Source organism: Rhodoplanes azumiensis (assembly GCF_042682915.1).
Taxonomy (GTDB): Bacteria; Pseudomonadota; Alphaproteobacteria; order Rhizobiales; family Xanthobacteraceae; genus Rhodoplanes; species Rhodoplanes azumiensis.
Genome location: NZ_JBHUIW010000007.1, coordinates 145,450 through 158,125, shown reverse-complemented (window position 1 = coordinate 158,125; position 12,676 = coordinate 145,450). Strand labels below are relative to the sequence as shown.

The window sequence follows — 12,676 nt, the reverse complement described above, 5'->3', positions numbered from 1 at the left end:
CCGGGGCTTTCGATGGTGCCGTGCCGGTGGATCCCGGGGTTCGCCTGCGGCGAAACCCGGGCTACGGTTCAGGCTCGGGAACCGGCCCGGAGAACCTCGGATGCGCGCGTCTCTCGTCACGCTGTCGATGACCGTCGCCTTTTCGCTCGCGGCGATGTCCGCCGGGTTCGGCGCGCCGGCCGACGATTGGAGCGAAGATCTCCGCCGCTGCCTGGTCACCAAGGACATCGACGGCGGCCGGGTGGTCCTCGCCATCGACGAGGGGGTCGTCGAGATCGACGTCCAGCGCGGCACCGACTCCGACGCGGAGACCTACAAGGTCTCCTTCGACGGCGGAGCGCCGATCGACACCACGCCGCCGAACGGCGCCACCGGCCTCTACGCGCACCGGCTCGGCACGCTCGGCACCGTGACGCCCGTGCTCTCGAAAGCCAAGCGGATGACGATCGCCATCACGGCGGCCGACAAGCCGCCCGAGACGATCACGATCGCCGTCGGCAACGGCGCCAAGGCGATGGCCTTCCTGAAAAAGTGCGCCGCCTACTGGGACCGCCGCAACCGCAAGGGCCGGTGAGGGGCGGCGGGATCGCGTGTTGACGCGGTCGTCCCGGGACGGCGCATGGCGCCGTGCCCGGGATCCATATGCCCTGTCTCTCGTGAACCACCGACACCGGGGTTATGGATCCCGGGCTCGCGAACCGTTGGTTCGCGCCCCGGGATGACGGCGTCGTTGGTTCGGGGCTGAAGGTTCTTCACCGTCCCGTCGTCGGTACCGAGGCGGGCGGGCGCAGCGCCGGGGGCTTCGCGGCCGCGCCGGCCCCGCCGGCCGGCATCGTCGTGCCGGCGCCGGCGCCGGCGCCCGTGGCCTTCGCCTCGCGCCTCGTCGTCGATGACGTGACGTCGGCGGCGCTGCGGCCCGTGCCGCGGCCGAGGATGAGCTGGTCGGCGGGCGGCAGGTCGAAGCGCGGCTCGAGGCCGAGCAGCGGGGCGATGCGGGCGATCACCTTGCCGGCGGTCGGCGCGGCGTTCCAGCCGGCCGTGGCGAAGCCGTGCGTCTCCGGCGTCGGCTGCGGCTCGTCGAGCATGATCAGCACGACGTAGCGCGGCTTGTCGGCCGGCAGCACGGCGACGAAGTCGGTCAGCAGCTTGGTCTTGGAGTAGCGGCCGCCGACCACCTTCTCGGCCGTGCCGGTCTTGCCGCCGACATAGTAGCCCTTCACCTCGGCGGTCTTGCCCGAGCCCTTCTCCGAGTTGAGCCGCATCAGATAGCGCATGGCGACCGAGGTCTCGGGCTTGACCACCCGCTTGGCGACCGCGCGGGCTTCCTCCGGGCTGCGCTTGAGGAAGGTCGGCTGGATCAGATAGCCGCCGTTCATCAGCGCCGCGACGCCCATCAGCGCCTGCAGGGGCGCGACCGAGAGGCCGTGGCCGAACGAGATCGTGATGGTGTTCAATTCGCCCCAGCGCTTCGGCACGATCGGCTCGGCGCTCTCCGGGAGCTCGGTGCGCAGCCGGTCGAGCTGGCCGATCTTGCGCAGATACTGCTTGTGGCCCTCGACACCGACGGCGAGTGCCATCTTGGCGGCGCCGACGTTCGACGAGTAGGTGAACACCTCGGGCACCGAGAGCACGCGGTTCTGGGCGTGATAGTCGCTGATCTTGAACTTGCCCCAGTGCAGCGCGCCGCGCGCGTCGACCGACGAGTTCAGCGTCATCTTGCCGGAGTCGAGCGTCATCCCGACGGTCAGCGCCTTGAACACCGAGCCCATCTCGAAGACGCCGGTGGTCAGGCGGTTGATCCGGTTCGGATCGAGCGCCTCCTTCGGGTTGTTGGGATCGTAGTCGGGATGCGAGACCATCGAGACGATCTCGCCCGTGTTCACGTCGAGCACGACGCCGGCGGCCGCCTTGGCCTTGAACTTCTCACGGGCTCGGCCGAGCTCGTCGTGCATGGCGTGCTGGACGCGCAGGTCGACGGCGAGCTGCAGCGGCTCCTGCTGGCGGTCGGACGCGAAGCCGGCGCGGTGCAGGTCGGCGAGGCCGCGGCTGTCGAGATACTTCTCGAGGCCGGCGATCCCCTGGTTGTCGATGTTGACGTGGCCGATGAGATGCGACACCTCCCGGCCGTTCGGATAGATGCGCTTGTTCTCGTTGAGGAAGCCGACGCCCGGGATGCCCAGGCGATGGATCTCCTTCTGCTGCTTGGGCGAGATCTCGCGCTTCAGCCAGGCGAAACCCTTCTTCGAGCCGAGCCGGTCGCGCAGCTCGCCGGTGTCGAGATCCGGCATCACGGCGGTCAAGAGCTCGACCGCCTCGTCGGCGTCGATCAGCCGCTTCGGCTCGGCGAACAGCGACGGCACCCGCACGTCGGTCGCCAGAATCTCGCCGTTGCGGTCGAGGATGTCGGGGCGCGCCGTGGCGACCGCGTCGGAGCCGACGACGCGCCGGCTCTCGTGCGCCGGCACCACGGCGTAGAGCACCAGCCGCCCGGCGATGACGGCGTAGATCGCGCCGAACACCACGACGGCGAGGCCGATGCGGGCACGCGTCTTGCGGGTGCGGTCGATCTTGCGGTCGTAGAGCAGGCTCTGGATCAGCCGGCGATGCCAGGGCACGTGCGGCGCCTCCGGCATCACGGCCGGGAGCGTGCCGCTCGCGCCGGGGCCGGCGGCGGGGCCGGTCTCGGGTCCGGGGGCGGGGGCGGATGTCATCGCCGGGCTCCGGTCGGCGCCGGCCGGGACAGGCTGCCGGTCGCCTCGGCGGCGGGCGCGGCGTCGGGGGCCGCCGAAGCGGCCGGGACGCCCGCCTCCAGCATGGCGCCGATCAGGTCGCCCTCGGCCGGCGGCGGCGCGACCGGGCGCATCGGCAGGCGCTCGAACGGCTCGATCTGGGTGCCGTCCAGCAGCTGCAGCTCGAGGTGGCGCTTCGCCAGCTCCTGGATGCGGCCGGGGTTCTCGAGCTTGGCGGCCTCGGCGCGCAGCGCCGCCGTCTTGTCGCGCTCGCGGGTGATCTCGTGGCGCAGCTTGGCGACCCGCTCGGCCTCGACGGTCGCCTCGAACTTGATCTTGTAGACATAGGCGGCGGCGAGAACCAGCAGGGCCGCGACGATGACGTTGAGGATCCGCATCGTCAGCCTCCCCGCAACATGGCGTCGAGCGTCGGCAGCGGCGGCAGGCCGGCCGGCGCGCTCGTCCAGGCCGGCGCGGCGGTGCGTTCGGCGGCGCGCAGCTTGGCCGAGCGGGCGCGCGGATTCTCGGCGAGCTCGGCGTCGTCGGCCGTGATCGGCCGCTTGGTCAGCACCGTGAAGCTCGCCTCCGGCCGCACCGTCTCGGGCAGATGGCGGGAGACCCCGGCGCCGCCGGCGCGGCCGGCCAGAAAGGTCTTCACCAGCCGGTCCTCGAGCGAATGGAAGGAGACGACGACGAGGCGTCCGCCCGGCGCCAGCACGCGCTCGGCGGCGACGAGGGCACGCGCCAGCTCGCCGAGCTCGTCGTTGACCATCATGCGCAGCGCCTGGAACGTTCGGGTCGCCGGATGGATGTCGCCGGGCTTGTGACGGACCACCCGGGCGACGATCTCGGCGAGCCGCGCCGTCGTCACGATCGGCGCCTCGGCACGCGCCTTGACGATGGCGCGGGCGACGGCGCGCGAATGGCGCTCCTCGCCGAGCTGGAAGATGACGTCGGCGAGGTCGCGCTCGCAGGCGTGGGCGACGAGGTCGGCCGCCGACGGTCCGTCCTGGCCCATGCGCATGTCGAGCGGGCCGTCGAAGCGGAACGAGAAGCCGCGCCCCGGATCGTCGATCTGCATCGACGAGACGCCGATGTCGAGGACGACGCCCGCCACCGTGCCGGGTGGCGTGACGTCGCCCAGATCCGAGAAGCAGGATTCGATCAATGTCAGCCGGCCGCCGGCCGCCTCGACGAGGCCGTATCCGGCCGTGACGGCGGTGCGGTCGCGGTCGAGCGCGATCACGCGCGCGTCCGGCGCGGCGTCGAGGATCGCCCGCGTGTAGCCGCCCGCGCCGAACGTGCCGTCGATGTAGAGACCGTCGGTTCGGACCGCCAGGAGGTCGAGGGCGGGGCGGGCGAGCACGGGAATGTGGCGAGCCGGTCCGCCAGCGACACCCGCGCGGGCCTCGTGGCCCGGGGTGTCGCGGCCCGCCGTCATTCCCGTGCTCCGGCGCCAGGCGCCCCGCGCTCGGAACCCAGCCGCCTCGTCGTCTCGCGCACCGTCGCAGTGGCCTTTGCTAGATGCGCCCGGAAGGCTTCGGGTTCCCAGATCTGAAACTTGTGACCGAGCCCGACGAAGCCGACCGTGTCGCCGATCCCGGCGTGAACCTTGATCATCTCGGTCAGCACCACCCGGCCCTCGCCGTCCACCCGCAGGGTCTCGCTCGTCCCGTAGAGCGCGACCAGGAACTCCTCCCGCGCCTCCGAATAGGGCGGAAACCGTTCGATCAGCTGCTCGATCTCGCCGAGCAGGGCGTTGCCCCCCGCGTCGACGGCCGGCCGGTCGAGGCTCGGATAGCAGTACAGCCCCTCGAAGCCGTCGCGGGCCAGCACCGCCCGGAAGGGGGCCGGGATCGACACCCGCCCTTTCGCATCGAGCCGCGCCGTGACCTGTCCGACGAAGCGGTCCATTCGGATGCGGACTCCACGCCGGCCTGACGCTGGCCGAACACACGGTCCACCACAGGCCGAGCGGGCCGGCCGGGGCGGACAGAAACATGAACGCTGGGTAATGTTGGGATACCATGGGATGGCATGGGCGTCAATGGAATCCAGCGTGCGCCGCGGGCTCACGACGGCGCGCGACACGTCGATTAGCAGCGGTTAAACTTAAGGAAACGTTGCCGGCAGTCGGGGGGCGGGGACACGATCATGCGCACGGCCCTGATCAGTGACATCCACGGCAATCGCGAAGCCCTGGAGGCCTGCCTCGAGCACGCCGAGCGCGCCGGCGTCGACGCCTACGTGTTCCTCGGCGACTTCGTCGGCTACGGGGCGGACCCCGTCTTCGTGCTCGACACCGCGATGCGCTACGTCGCCGACGGCGCCGTCGCGGTGCTCGGCAACCACGACGCCGCGGCGGCCGGCGCCCGCGCCGACATGAACGACGACGCGGCGGCGGCGATCGCCTGGACCCGCACCGTGCTGAGCGATGCGCATCGCGACTTCCTCGCGCGGCTGCCGCTGGTCGTCGAGAAGGGGACGATCCAATACGTCCACGCCGACCCGGCCGATCCGGCCGGCTGGGGCTACGTCACCGATCTCTACTCGGCGTCGCGGGCGCTGGTCGCCACGCGGGCGCACGTCACCTTCTGCGGCCACACCCATGTGCCGAGCCTGTTCCACATGTCGGTGACGGGGAAGTTCGCGAGCTTCGATCCCGTCGACCGGGTCGAGATCCCGCTCACCCAGCGCCGGCGCTGGCTCGCCGTGATCGGCTCGGTCGGCCAGCCGCGCGACCGCAACCCGGCCGCCTGCTACGCCATCCTGGACGACGCGACCGACGTCCTCACCTATGTCCGGGTGCCCTACGACATCGACAGCGCGGCGCGGAAGATCATCGAGGCCGGCCTGCCCGTCGGCCTCGCCTATCGGCTCTACGAGGGGTACTGAGAGTGGTGGTGCTCGATCGGTCATTGCGGGGCGCGGACCGCAGGTCCGCGAGCCCGGAATCCATACGCCCTGCGTCGGCGGCTCACGATGGACCGGGGTTACGGGTTCCGGGCTCGGCCCGCCGGGCCGCCCCGGGACGACGGCGCGCGGAAGCCTGCATGTCGGTTCGACGCCTGCAATGGAGCGGGGCGTGATCAACGTGCGGTCGCTGGCGCCGGGGCAGGTGGTCGACGGATTCAAGCTGGAGCAGCAGCTCGAGCCGGGCGGCATGGCGGACTTCTGGCGGGTGTCGCGCGACGGCGAGGCGACGCCGCTGATCATGAAGATCCCGCTGCTGCGGCGCGGCGAGGATCCGCTCACCATCGTCGGCTTCGAGCAGGAGCAGATGATCCTGTCGCGGCTCTCCGGGCCGCACGTGCCGCGCTTCGTCGCCGCCGGTGACTTCGAGCGGCCCTACATCGTGATGGAGTTCGTCGCCGGGCGTTCGCTCAAGACCATGCTGGCCGACACGCCGCTGCCGGCCGCCGAGGTGGCGAAGATCGGCGCCGCGATCGCCGAGGCGCTGCACAGCATCCACCGCCAGCACGTCACCCATCTCGACCTCAAGCCCTCCAACATCATCCTGCGCGACGACGGCTCGGCCGTGCTGATCGACTTCGGCCTGTCGCGCCACGACCAGCTTCCCGACCTGATCGCCGAGGAGTTCGACGAGCCGGTCGGCACCGGCGCCTATGTGGCGCCCGAGCAGGTGCGCCGCTTCCGCGGCGATCCGAGGAGCGACATCTTCGCCCTCGGCGTCACGCTGTACTTCCTGGCGACCGGCGAGCGCCCGTTCGGAGAGCCCGAGCGCGAGTCGGAGTGGCGCCGCAGGCTGTGGCGCGACCCGTTCCCGCCGGCGCGCTGGAACGCGCTGGTGCCGCCCTGGCTGCAGGAGATCATCCTGCGCTGCCTGGAGATCGACCGCGACGATCGCTACTCGTCGGCGGCGCAGCTGCGCTTCGACCTGCAGCATCCCGACGGCGTGCCCTTGACCGAGCGGGCGGTGCGGCGCGACCGCGACGGGATGCTGACCGTGCTGTCGCGCTGGCTGAAGGTGCGCAACGCGCCACCCTTGCGCATGCGCAGCATCGCCGGCGTCATCGACCGCTCGCCGATCGTGATGGCGGCCGTCGACCTCTCGTCCGGCGACGATCTCGGCGACGCTATCGCCGCGGCGTTGCGTCGCGTCCTCGCCACCGTGCCGGACGCGCGCCTCGCCTGCGTCAACGTGCTCAAGGTGTCGCGGCTGGCGCTCGACCCGATGGAGGACGCACACGGCCGCAATCCGCATCTGCAGCGCCTCGTCGAGCTGAAGCACTGGGCGCGGCCGCTGCCGGTCTCGGCCGATCGCATCACCTATCACGTGTTCGAATCGCCCGATCCGGCGGCCGCGATCGTCGATTACGCCCGCAACAACAATGTCGATCACATCGTGATGGGCGCGCGCGGCTCGTCCTCGCTGCGGCGGTATCTCGGCAGCGTCTCGGCCCAGGTGGTGGCGCAAGCGCCCTGCACCGTGACGGTGGTGCGTCGCTCCGCCACCGCCGACGAGGCGTCTCCGGCACCGGCGTCCACGGCGGAGGCGCCGTCGGCCGGAGCGTAGGGAGCCTCGTGGGGCGTGCGGAACAGGTGTCGGGTGGCCGGGTTGTCGGGGCACAGGGCGACTCTCGGCCCTGGCAGTTTCACCGACCATGGAGGCATTCGAATGATCCGCAATCTCGTGGCCGCCGCGGCCGTGAGCGGCCTGATGATGTCGACGGCGCTCGCCCAGGCCCCCGCCACCACCGCGCCGAGCACCACCGCGCCCGCCGCCGGCTCGAGCTCGGGGGCGATGGGCTCGGCCACCGGCAACCCGTCCTCGGCCGTGATCACCCAGCAGAGCCCCAACCAGTGGCTGGCGTCCAAGTTCATGGGCACCGACGTGATGGGCACCGACAACACCAAGATCGGCGACGTCAGCGACGTGCTGTTCGACAAGTCGGGCAAGGTCGACGCGCTGATCGTCGGCGTCGGCGGCTTCCTCGGCATCGGCCAGAAGGACATCGCGCTGCCGGTCTCGGCCTTCCAGGTGATCCCGGCCAACAGCGGCCAGAACAACACCAGCTCGGATCAGCTCCGCCTGTCGATGACCAAGGACCAGCTCCAGCAGCAGGCCGAGTTCAAGACCATGAGCAGCACCGCGACCACGACGGGCTCCGGTGCGACCGGCGGCGCCGCCACGACGCCGCGCAACAACATGGGCACCGGATCGGGCGCCGCGACCGGCGCGCCGAACCGCTGATCCCGCAGCGAAGCGCCTCGATGACCGGACGGCCCGGAGCACGCTCCGGGCCGTTTCCCGTCTGCGTTTCGGGTGGTGCGGCGCGCGGCGCGCGGCGCGGCGTGAACCGGCGATCCGTGATTGCCTCCGCGCCGCCCGCGACGGCACAGTGACGCCATGCCGCTGTCGTCTCCCGATTCGCCGCTCGTCGCGGAAATCTTCGCCTCGCCCAACCACGAGCCGCGCGCCGGCCGCGGCGGCACGGCGGGGCCCGACCTGCTGCTCCTCCACTACACCGGGATGGCGTCGACCAGCGAGGCGATCGCCCGGCTGTGCGACCCGGACGCCAAGGTGTCGTGCCACTATCTGGTGCGCGAGGACGGCGCCGTCGTGCAGATGGTCTCCGAGGGGCGGCGCGCCTGGCACGCCGGCGTGTCGTCGTGGGCCGGCGACAACGACGTCAACTCGCGCTCGATCGGCATCGAGGTCGCCAATCCGGGACACGATTTCGGGTTGCCGCCCTATCCGGCCGTGCAGATCGAGGCCGTGGTGGCGCTGTGTCGCGACATCCTGACCCGGCATGCGATTCTCGCCGCCCGGGTGCTGGCGCATTCCGACGTGGCGCCGGCGCGCAAGCAGGATCCCGGGGAGGCCTTCCCGTGGGAGACGCTGGCCCGCGGCGGGGTCGGCCTGTGGGTGCCGCCGGCGCCGCTCGACAGCCGCGGCGCGATCCTGGCGGCGGGGGACGCGGGCGGCGAGGTCGCCGCCCTCCAGGCCGGGCTCGCCGCCTATGGCTACGCGGTGCCGCAGAGCGGCCGCTACGACGAGGCGACCCGGCTGGTGGTCGCGGCCTTCCAGCGCCACTTCCGGCCCGCCCGGGTGGACGGCATCGCCGATCCATCGACCCGGGCGACCCTCGCGGCCCTGGAGGCAAAGGCTGATTCATTGCTTGGCGGAAGCTCGGCCTGAGCGGCTTCGTCCGGACTCGGATTAGGTCGCGCGCTTCACAAGTCTTGTTGCAGCGCAGCAATTTTTTGCCGCGGGCACGCTCAGTACTCTTCCTTATGCCGAGGCCGCCGGAACGACGGCCGACCTAAGGAATGAACCGATGTCCGAGAAACCTGCTCGCACCGACGCCGCCACGCCTGTCCAGCACGCCCAGAAGGGGGGCAAGAAGGGCTTCGTCGCCCGCGCCATCCAGTCGCTCGTGAACTCGGCCTACAATAGCCACTACATGCCGCACATGTGAGGCTCGCCCGGCTGCGCCCGATCTCCCGGTCGGGCGCGGCGGCGCCACCTCCGGACGGGCCGCGTCAATCCGCCGGACCGTCCGTGCCGGCCGTCGCGGACGCGCCGGCCTTCGGCCGGTCGAGCCGGGTGCGCCACGGCGCGTCGGCGAAACGCTCGACCAGAAAATCGATGAACACCCGCACCTTGAGCATGCGGTGCCGACCCTGCGGGTAGACGGCCGAGATCGGGATCGGCTCGACCATGTGGTGCTGGGTGAGCAATGGCACGAGCTCGCCCCGCCGCACCGCGTTGCCGACCAAGAGATCGCTCAGGTGAACGAGCCCGGCGCCGCTGACCGCCAGCCGGAGCGCCGCCTCGGCGTCGTCGACGACCAGCCGTCCCTCCGCCTCGAACGTGCGAATCGCGTTTCCGTCCCGGAACGGCCAATGATTGATGGACGGCACCGAGCTCAGCACGATGCAGTCGTGCTGCGCGAGATCGTCCGGGGTTTGCGGGATGCCGCGCCGCTCCAGATAGCGCGGCGCCGCGTAGATGCCGCGCTCGGTCGCCGCGAAGCGGCGCGCCACCAGCGAGCGGTCGGCGATCGGCCCGATGCAGATCGCCATGTCGGCGTTCTCGACCAGATTGTCGACCCGGTCCGTCACCGTGATCTCGATCTCGATCTCCGGATGGCGCGCGAGGAAATCGGGCAGGGCGGCGGCGAGCTCGTGCAGCATGAAGGCGCTGCCGGTGTTGAGCCGCAGCTTTCCACGCGGCGTGGTGGACGCCCGCGCGACCTCCGTCTCGGCGTCCTCGATGGCCGTGAGAATGTCGCGGGCTCGCACCAGATAGGTCTCGCCTTCCGGCGTCAGTGCGAGCCGGCGCGTGGTGCGGTGCAGCAGCCGAACCCCGAGCCGATCCTCCAGGCGGGACACCAGCTTGGACACGGCCGAGGGGGTGAGGCCGAGATCCTCGGCCGCCGCCGAGAAGCTGCCGCGCTGCACCACCTGCACGAAGGCCCGCATGTCGCTGACCTGATCCATCAGCCGGCTCTCCTCACTCGGTCCTTCAATTCCAAGGTGGTTGTCTCCCGCATTCGATGATTCGACAGGGTTTTTCGGCTACGAGAGGGGCAACGACACGCTGAAGGCCCGCTTCCATGACGCTGTTCGAACTCCGCGGTCCGGCCGAGATGGTCGGGACCGACGGCCGCCGTCCGGTCTCTTTCGGCCGCCTGCTGCTCGGCCTCCTGGACCGTTTCCGCGGTGCACATTACGACACGATCGCAGCGCGGCAGAACCGCCGCCCGATCGCCACGTGGACCCCCAACGGCTGGGTCTGACCCCCGTCAGCCGCGCCGACCGAGCGGTGCCGCGCGCTGCCCTGCGCATGCCGCTTCGGCCCGAGAGAGGCCCGACGGGACGTCCCGCCGGGCCTTTTTCATGACAGAGCGATGTCGTCAAGAAGCTTCGGATCACGGTTCATCTGATTTGATGCATCGTTGCGCGACTGCGTGTTTCGGGCATGCATCGTTGCGGCGAGAGGCGCGCAAAGGAAATTCGATCCTTCGCGTCCAAGATCGAGTTACGGACCGACTGATTATCGGCCGCTCGCTCCCGAATATCATACCCGTCGTGGTCATTCGATCGGGAGAACCACCATGCATCCCCGCCATCCGCTGTCGCATGCCGCCGCCCAGGGCCTGCTCGCCCGGGATCAGTCGAGTCGTCCGGCCGGGCTCTCGACGCTCGCGAAGGCCGGCTACTGCGCCGCGGGCGAGTTCTTCCGCGAGTCGTTCCGCGCCGCCCAGTTCACGCCGTCGCCGCTGCGCGTTCGGCAGAAGCTGGCGCCGCCCCGGATTCTCGGCCGGTCTCTCTAGAGGGCATCTCCGCGAGGTGACCTCCGACTCGCGGGGAGGTCTTCGGGGACCGGCCGCACTGCCGGTGTGGGGAGGCGAGGCCTTGACGTCGCAGCCTCGTCTCCCCATTCCTGGTCCGTCAGTCGGCCGGACGGCCGTCCCGGCGATCGCCGAAAGGCGGCCGGGGAGGAAAGTCCGGGCTCCATGGACCAACGGTGCCGGATAAGGTCCGGCGGGGGCGACCCCAGGGACAGTGCCACAGAGAACAGACCGCCTGCGGCCGCGTTGCGTTCTGGCCGTCGGCAAGGGTGAAACGGTGCGGCAAGAGCGCACCGCGCGTCCGGCAACGGAAGCGGCACGGCAAACCCCACCGGGAGCAAAACCGAATAGGGACGGCGTGGAGGCTGGTTCGTCTGGGTTCGCCCGGGCGGGCTCGTCTCCGGATCGGTGTCCGGATCCAGCCGTCCGGGTAGGTCGCTCGAGGCGCCGGGCAACCGGCGTCCCAGAGGAATGGCCGTCACGCGGAGGGGAAACCCTCCGCCCTACAGAACCCGGCTTACAGGCCGGCTGATCGTTTGGGGCCCGGGCGGGAGACCGCTCGGGCCTCGCCCGTTTTCGGGACCGCGTTCGGCGACGAGCCGAGGGGCGGTATCACGCGGCGGCATCGCGCGGCGGGATCGCGACGGCCGACAGGCCGGCGAGGCGCTCCGGCAGCGCCGCCATGATCCGGCGTCGCTCCTCGTCGGAAAAGTCCGCCCACTCGGCGATCTCGGCGAGCGTGCGGCCGCAGCCGAGGCACAGGCCGGTCGCCCGGTCGACGGTGCAGACCTTGTTGCACGGAGTCTCGATCCCCATTCGTCACCTCCGGTTCCGCGTCGCACCATAATTCAACGCGCCGTGCGAGTCCCGGGTCGTCCGGGCCGGAGGCGCCGTTCGTTACCTCCGTGGCGCGGCCCCTCGTGCGGCCCGGAACGAGGTCCGGCTCCTCACGTTGCCCCGGCAGTCGTATCGAGCAAGGAGGCAGACGATGCGGACGAAGGTTCTTCTCGGAGCGCTCGCGCTGATGGTCGCGGTGCCGTCGATGGCGACGGCGCAGAACGATCCGGTCAGCGGCGCGGCGATCGGCGCCGAGCGTGGCGCCACCACGGGCGGTCCGATCGGCGCCATCGTGGGCGGGGCGGCCGGCGCGGTCGGCGGCGCCGCCAACATGGTGCTCGGGCCGCCGCCCGCCGAGGTGCGCACCTATGTGATGCGCGAGCGGGTGCCCTCCGTCGCGGTCGAGGAGCGTGTGGTGGTCGGCGAGCCGCTGCCGCCGCGCGTCAAGCTGCACGGCGTGCGCGGCCACGACGCCTATGCCTACGCGGTCGTCAACGAGCGTCGCGTCGTCGTCGATCCGCGCACCCGCCGGGTGATCGAGATCTACGAGTAGGCGTTTCGCGACGATGCTCCGAATCGAAACGCCCGCCGGGAGACGATCCCGGCGGGTGTTTTCACATCGTGAGTTGTGACGATGGTCGCCGTGTCTCACCTCTCCCCGCGTGCGGGGAGAGGTCGACGTTCGCGCGTCCAGCGCGAATGTCGGGTGAGGGGGCCTCTCGTGGATACGGCGGCGCCCCCTCATCCGGCTCGCCGCTGCCGCGGCGAGCCACCTTCTCCCCGCACGCG

Annotated in this window: 15 protein-coding genes and 1 other RNA gene; 10 read left to right on the top strand and 6 right to left on the bottom strand. The window is 71.0% G+C overall.

From position 1 onward, the window contains the following. Positions 1-100: 100 nt before the first annotated feature. Positions 101-574 (top strand): hypothetical protein, encoded by a 474-nt coding sequence (locus ACFSOX_RS08810; protein ID WP_378477429.1) that lies wholly within the window; start codon positions 101-103, stop codon positions 572-574. A 178-nt stretch (positions 575-752) separates the two neighbouring features. Here ACFSOX_RS08810 and ACFSOX_RS08805 read toward each other — a convergent pair whose 3' ends face one another. The 4 genes from ACFSOX_RS08805 to ACFSOX_RS08790 form a co-directional block, all read right to left on the bottom strand. After that, positions 753-2,633: a peptidoglycan D,D-transpeptidase FtsI family protein gene (locus ACFSOX_RS08805; protein ID WP_378477448.1), complete on the bottom strand. Its 1,881-nt coding sequence runs from the start codon at positions 2,631-2,633 to the stop codon at positions 753-755. 74 nt (positions 2,634-2,707) lie between these two features. Then, on the bottom strand, positions 2,708-3,127 hold the full coding sequence (ftsL, locus tag ACFSOX_RS08800; protein ID WP_378477428.1) for a cell division protein FtsL: 420 nt from the start codon (positions 3,125-3,127) through the stop codon (positions 2,708-2,710). A 2-nt stretch (positions 3,128-3,129) separates the two neighbouring features. Further along, complete coding sequence (gene rsmH, locus ACFSOX_RS08795) at positions 3,130-4,170, bottom strand: 16S rRNA (cytosine(1402)-N(4))-methyltransferase RsmH (protein WP_378477427.1); 1,041 nt, start codon at positions 4,168-4,170, stop codon at positions 3,130-3,132. Continuing rightward, the gene (locus tag ACFSOX_RS08790) at positions 4,167-4,643 is read right to left on the bottom strand and encodes a division/cell wall cluster transcriptional repressor MraZ (protein WP_378477426.1); all 477 of its coding nucleotides are present in this window, start codon (positions 4,641-4,643) and stop codon (positions 4,167-4,169) included. Before ACFSOX_RS08790 ends, rsmH begins: the two co-directional genes overlap by 4 nt. A gap of 240 nt (positions 4,644-4,883) precedes the next feature. Between ACFSOX_RS08790 and ACFSOX_RS08785 the strand changes: the two genes are divergently transcribed. The 5 genes from ACFSOX_RS08785 (at position 4,884) to ACFSOX_RS08765 (ending at position 9,172) form a co-directional block, all read left to right on the top strand. Next, positions 4,884-5,624 (top strand): metallophosphoesterase family protein, encoded by a 741-nt coding sequence (locus ACFSOX_RS08785; protein WP_378477425.1) that lies wholly within the window; start codon positions 4,884-4,886, stop codon positions 5,622-5,624. Positions 5,625-5,814: 190 nt separating this feature from the next. Beyond that, on the top strand, positions 5,815-7,266 hold the full coding sequence (locus ACFSOX_RS08780; protein ID WP_378477424.1) for a protein kinase domain-containing protein: 1,452 nt from the start codon (positions 5,815-5,817) through the stop codon (positions 7,264-7,266). A 102-nt stretch (positions 7,267-7,368) separates the two neighbouring features. After that, positions 7,369-7,944: a PRC-barrel domain-containing protein gene (locus ACFSOX_RS08775; protein WP_378477423.1), complete on the top strand. Its 576-nt coding sequence runs from the start codon at positions 7,369-7,371 to the stop codon at positions 7,942-7,944. Between the two features lie 156 nt (positions 7,945-8,100). After that, positions 8,101-8,892, top strand: a complete 792-nt coding sequence (locus tag ACFSOX_RS08770) for an N-acetylmuramoyl-L-alanine amidase (protein ID WP_378477422.1) — start codon at positions 8,101-8,103, stop codon at positions 8,890-8,892. Positions 8,893-9,031: 139 nt separating this feature from the next. Beyond that, a complete protein-coding gene (locus ACFSOX_RS08765) occupies positions 9,032-9,172 on the top strand; it encodes a hypothetical protein (protein ID WP_378477421.1) in 141 nt (46 codons plus the stop codon). A 64-nt stretch (positions 9,173-9,236) separates the two neighbouring features. Here the strand turns inward: ACFSOX_RS08765 and ACFSOX_RS08760 are convergent, their stop codons facing one another. Further along, positions 9,237-10,196: a LysR family transcriptional regulator gene (locus ACFSOX_RS08760; protein ID WP_378477420.1), complete on the bottom strand. Its 960-nt coding sequence runs from the start codon at positions 10,194-10,196 to the stop codon at positions 9,237-9,239. Positions 10,197-10,312: 116 nt separating this feature from the next. On the opposite strand from ACFSOX_RS08760, the gene ACFSOX_RS08755 reads away from it, so the two are divergent. From ACFSOX_RS08755 to rnpB, 3 genes are all read left to right on the top strand, one after another. Then, positions 10,313-10,495 carry a hypothetical protein gene (locus tag ACFSOX_RS08755; RefSeq protein ID WP_378477419.1) on the top strand — a complete coding sequence of 61 codons (183 nt, stop codon included), beginning with the start codon at positions 10,313-10,315 and terminating at the stop codon, positions 10,493-10,495. Between the two features lie 318 nt (positions 10,496-10,813). After that, positions 10,814-11,032 carry a hypothetical protein gene (locus ACFSOX_RS08750; RefSeq protein ID WP_378477418.1) on the top strand — a complete coding sequence of 73 codons (219 nt, stop codon included), beginning with the start codon at positions 10,814-10,816 and terminating at the stop codon, positions 11,030-11,032. A 118-nt stretch (positions 11,033-11,150) separates the two neighbouring features. Continuing rightward, an RNA gene (gene rnpB / locus ACFSOX_RS08745) (RNase P RNA component class A) lies at positions 11,151-11,586 on the top strand. Positions 11,587-11,662: 76 nt separating this feature from the next. On the opposite strand, the gene ACFSOX_RS08740 is transcribed toward rnpB, so the two are convergent. Continuing rightward, a complete protein-coding gene (locus ACFSOX_RS08740) occupies positions 11,663-11,866 on the bottom strand; it encodes a DUF1289 domain-containing protein (RefSeq protein WP_378477417.1) in 204 nt (67 codons plus the stop codon). A gap of 172 nt (positions 11,867-12,038) precedes the next feature. On the opposite strand from ACFSOX_RS08740, the gene ACFSOX_RS08735 reads away from it, so the two are divergent. Continuing rightward, positions 12,039-12,440, top strand: coding sequence for a DUF1236 domain-containing protein (locus tag ACFSOX_RS08735; RefSeq protein ID WP_378477416.1), 402 nt, complete (start codon positions 12,039-12,041; stop codon positions 12,438-12,440). Positions 12,441-12,676 lie beyond the last annotated feature (236 nt).

Excerpts from the sequence above, each read along its gene's own strand:
- ACFSOX_RS08810 (WP_378477429.1), top strand. The coding sequence starts at position 101 with ATGCGCGCGTCTCTCGTCACGCTGTCGATGACCGTCGCCTTTTCGCTC.
- ACFSOX_RS08805 (WP_378477448.1), bottom strand. The coding sequence starts at position 2,633 with ATGCCGGAGGCGCCGCACGTGCCCTGGCATCGCCGGCTGATCCAGAGC.
- ftsL (WP_378477428.1), bottom strand. The coding sequence starts at position 3,127 with ATGCGGATCCTCAACGTCATCGTCGCGGCCCTGCTGGTTCTCGCCGCC.
- rsmH (WP_378477427.1), bottom strand. The coding sequence starts at position 4,170 with ATGACGGCGGGCCGCGACACCCCGGGCCACGAGGCCCGCGCGGGTGTC.
- ACFSOX_RS08790 (WP_378477426.1), bottom strand. The coding sequence starts at position 4,643 with ATGGACCGCTTCGTCGGACAGGTCACGGCGCGGCTCGATGCGAAAGGG.
- ACFSOX_RS08785 (WP_378477425.1), top strand. The coding sequence starts at position 4,884 with ATGCGCACGGCCCTGATCAGTGACATCCACGGCAATCGCGAAGCCCTG.
- ACFSOX_RS08775 (WP_378477423.1), top strand. The coding sequence starts at position 7,369 with ATGATCCGCAATCTCGTGGCCGCCGCGGCCGTGAGCGGCCTGATGATG.
- ACFSOX_RS08770 (WP_378477422.1), top strand. The coding sequence starts at position 8,101 with ATGCCGCTGTCGTCTCCCGATTCGCCGCTCGTCGCGGAAATCTTCGCC.
- ACFSOX_RS08765 (WP_378477421.1), top strand. The coding sequence starts at position 9,032 with ATGTCCGAGAAACCTGCTCGCACCGACGCCGCCACGCCTGTCCAGCAC.
- ACFSOX_RS08760 (WP_378477420.1), bottom strand. The coding sequence starts at position 10,196 with ATGGATCAGGTCAGCGACATGCGGGCCTTCGTGCAGGTGGTGCAGCGC.
- ACFSOX_RS08755 (WP_378477419.1), top strand. The coding sequence starts at position 10,313 with ATGACGCTGTTCGAACTCCGCGGTCCGGCCGAGATGGTCGGGACCGAC.
- ACFSOX_RS08750 (WP_378477418.1), top strand. The coding sequence starts at position 10,814 with ATGCATCCCCGCCATCCGCTGTCGCATGCCGCCGCCCAGGGCCTGCTC.
- ACFSOX_RS08740 (WP_378477417.1), bottom strand. The coding sequence starts at position 11,866 with ATGGGGATCGAGACTCCGTGCAACAAGGTCTGCACCGTCGACCGGGCG.
- ACFSOX_RS08735 (WP_378477416.1), top strand. The coding sequence starts at position 12,039 with ATGCGGACGAAGGTTCTTCTCGGAGCGCTCGCGCTGATGGTCGCGGTG.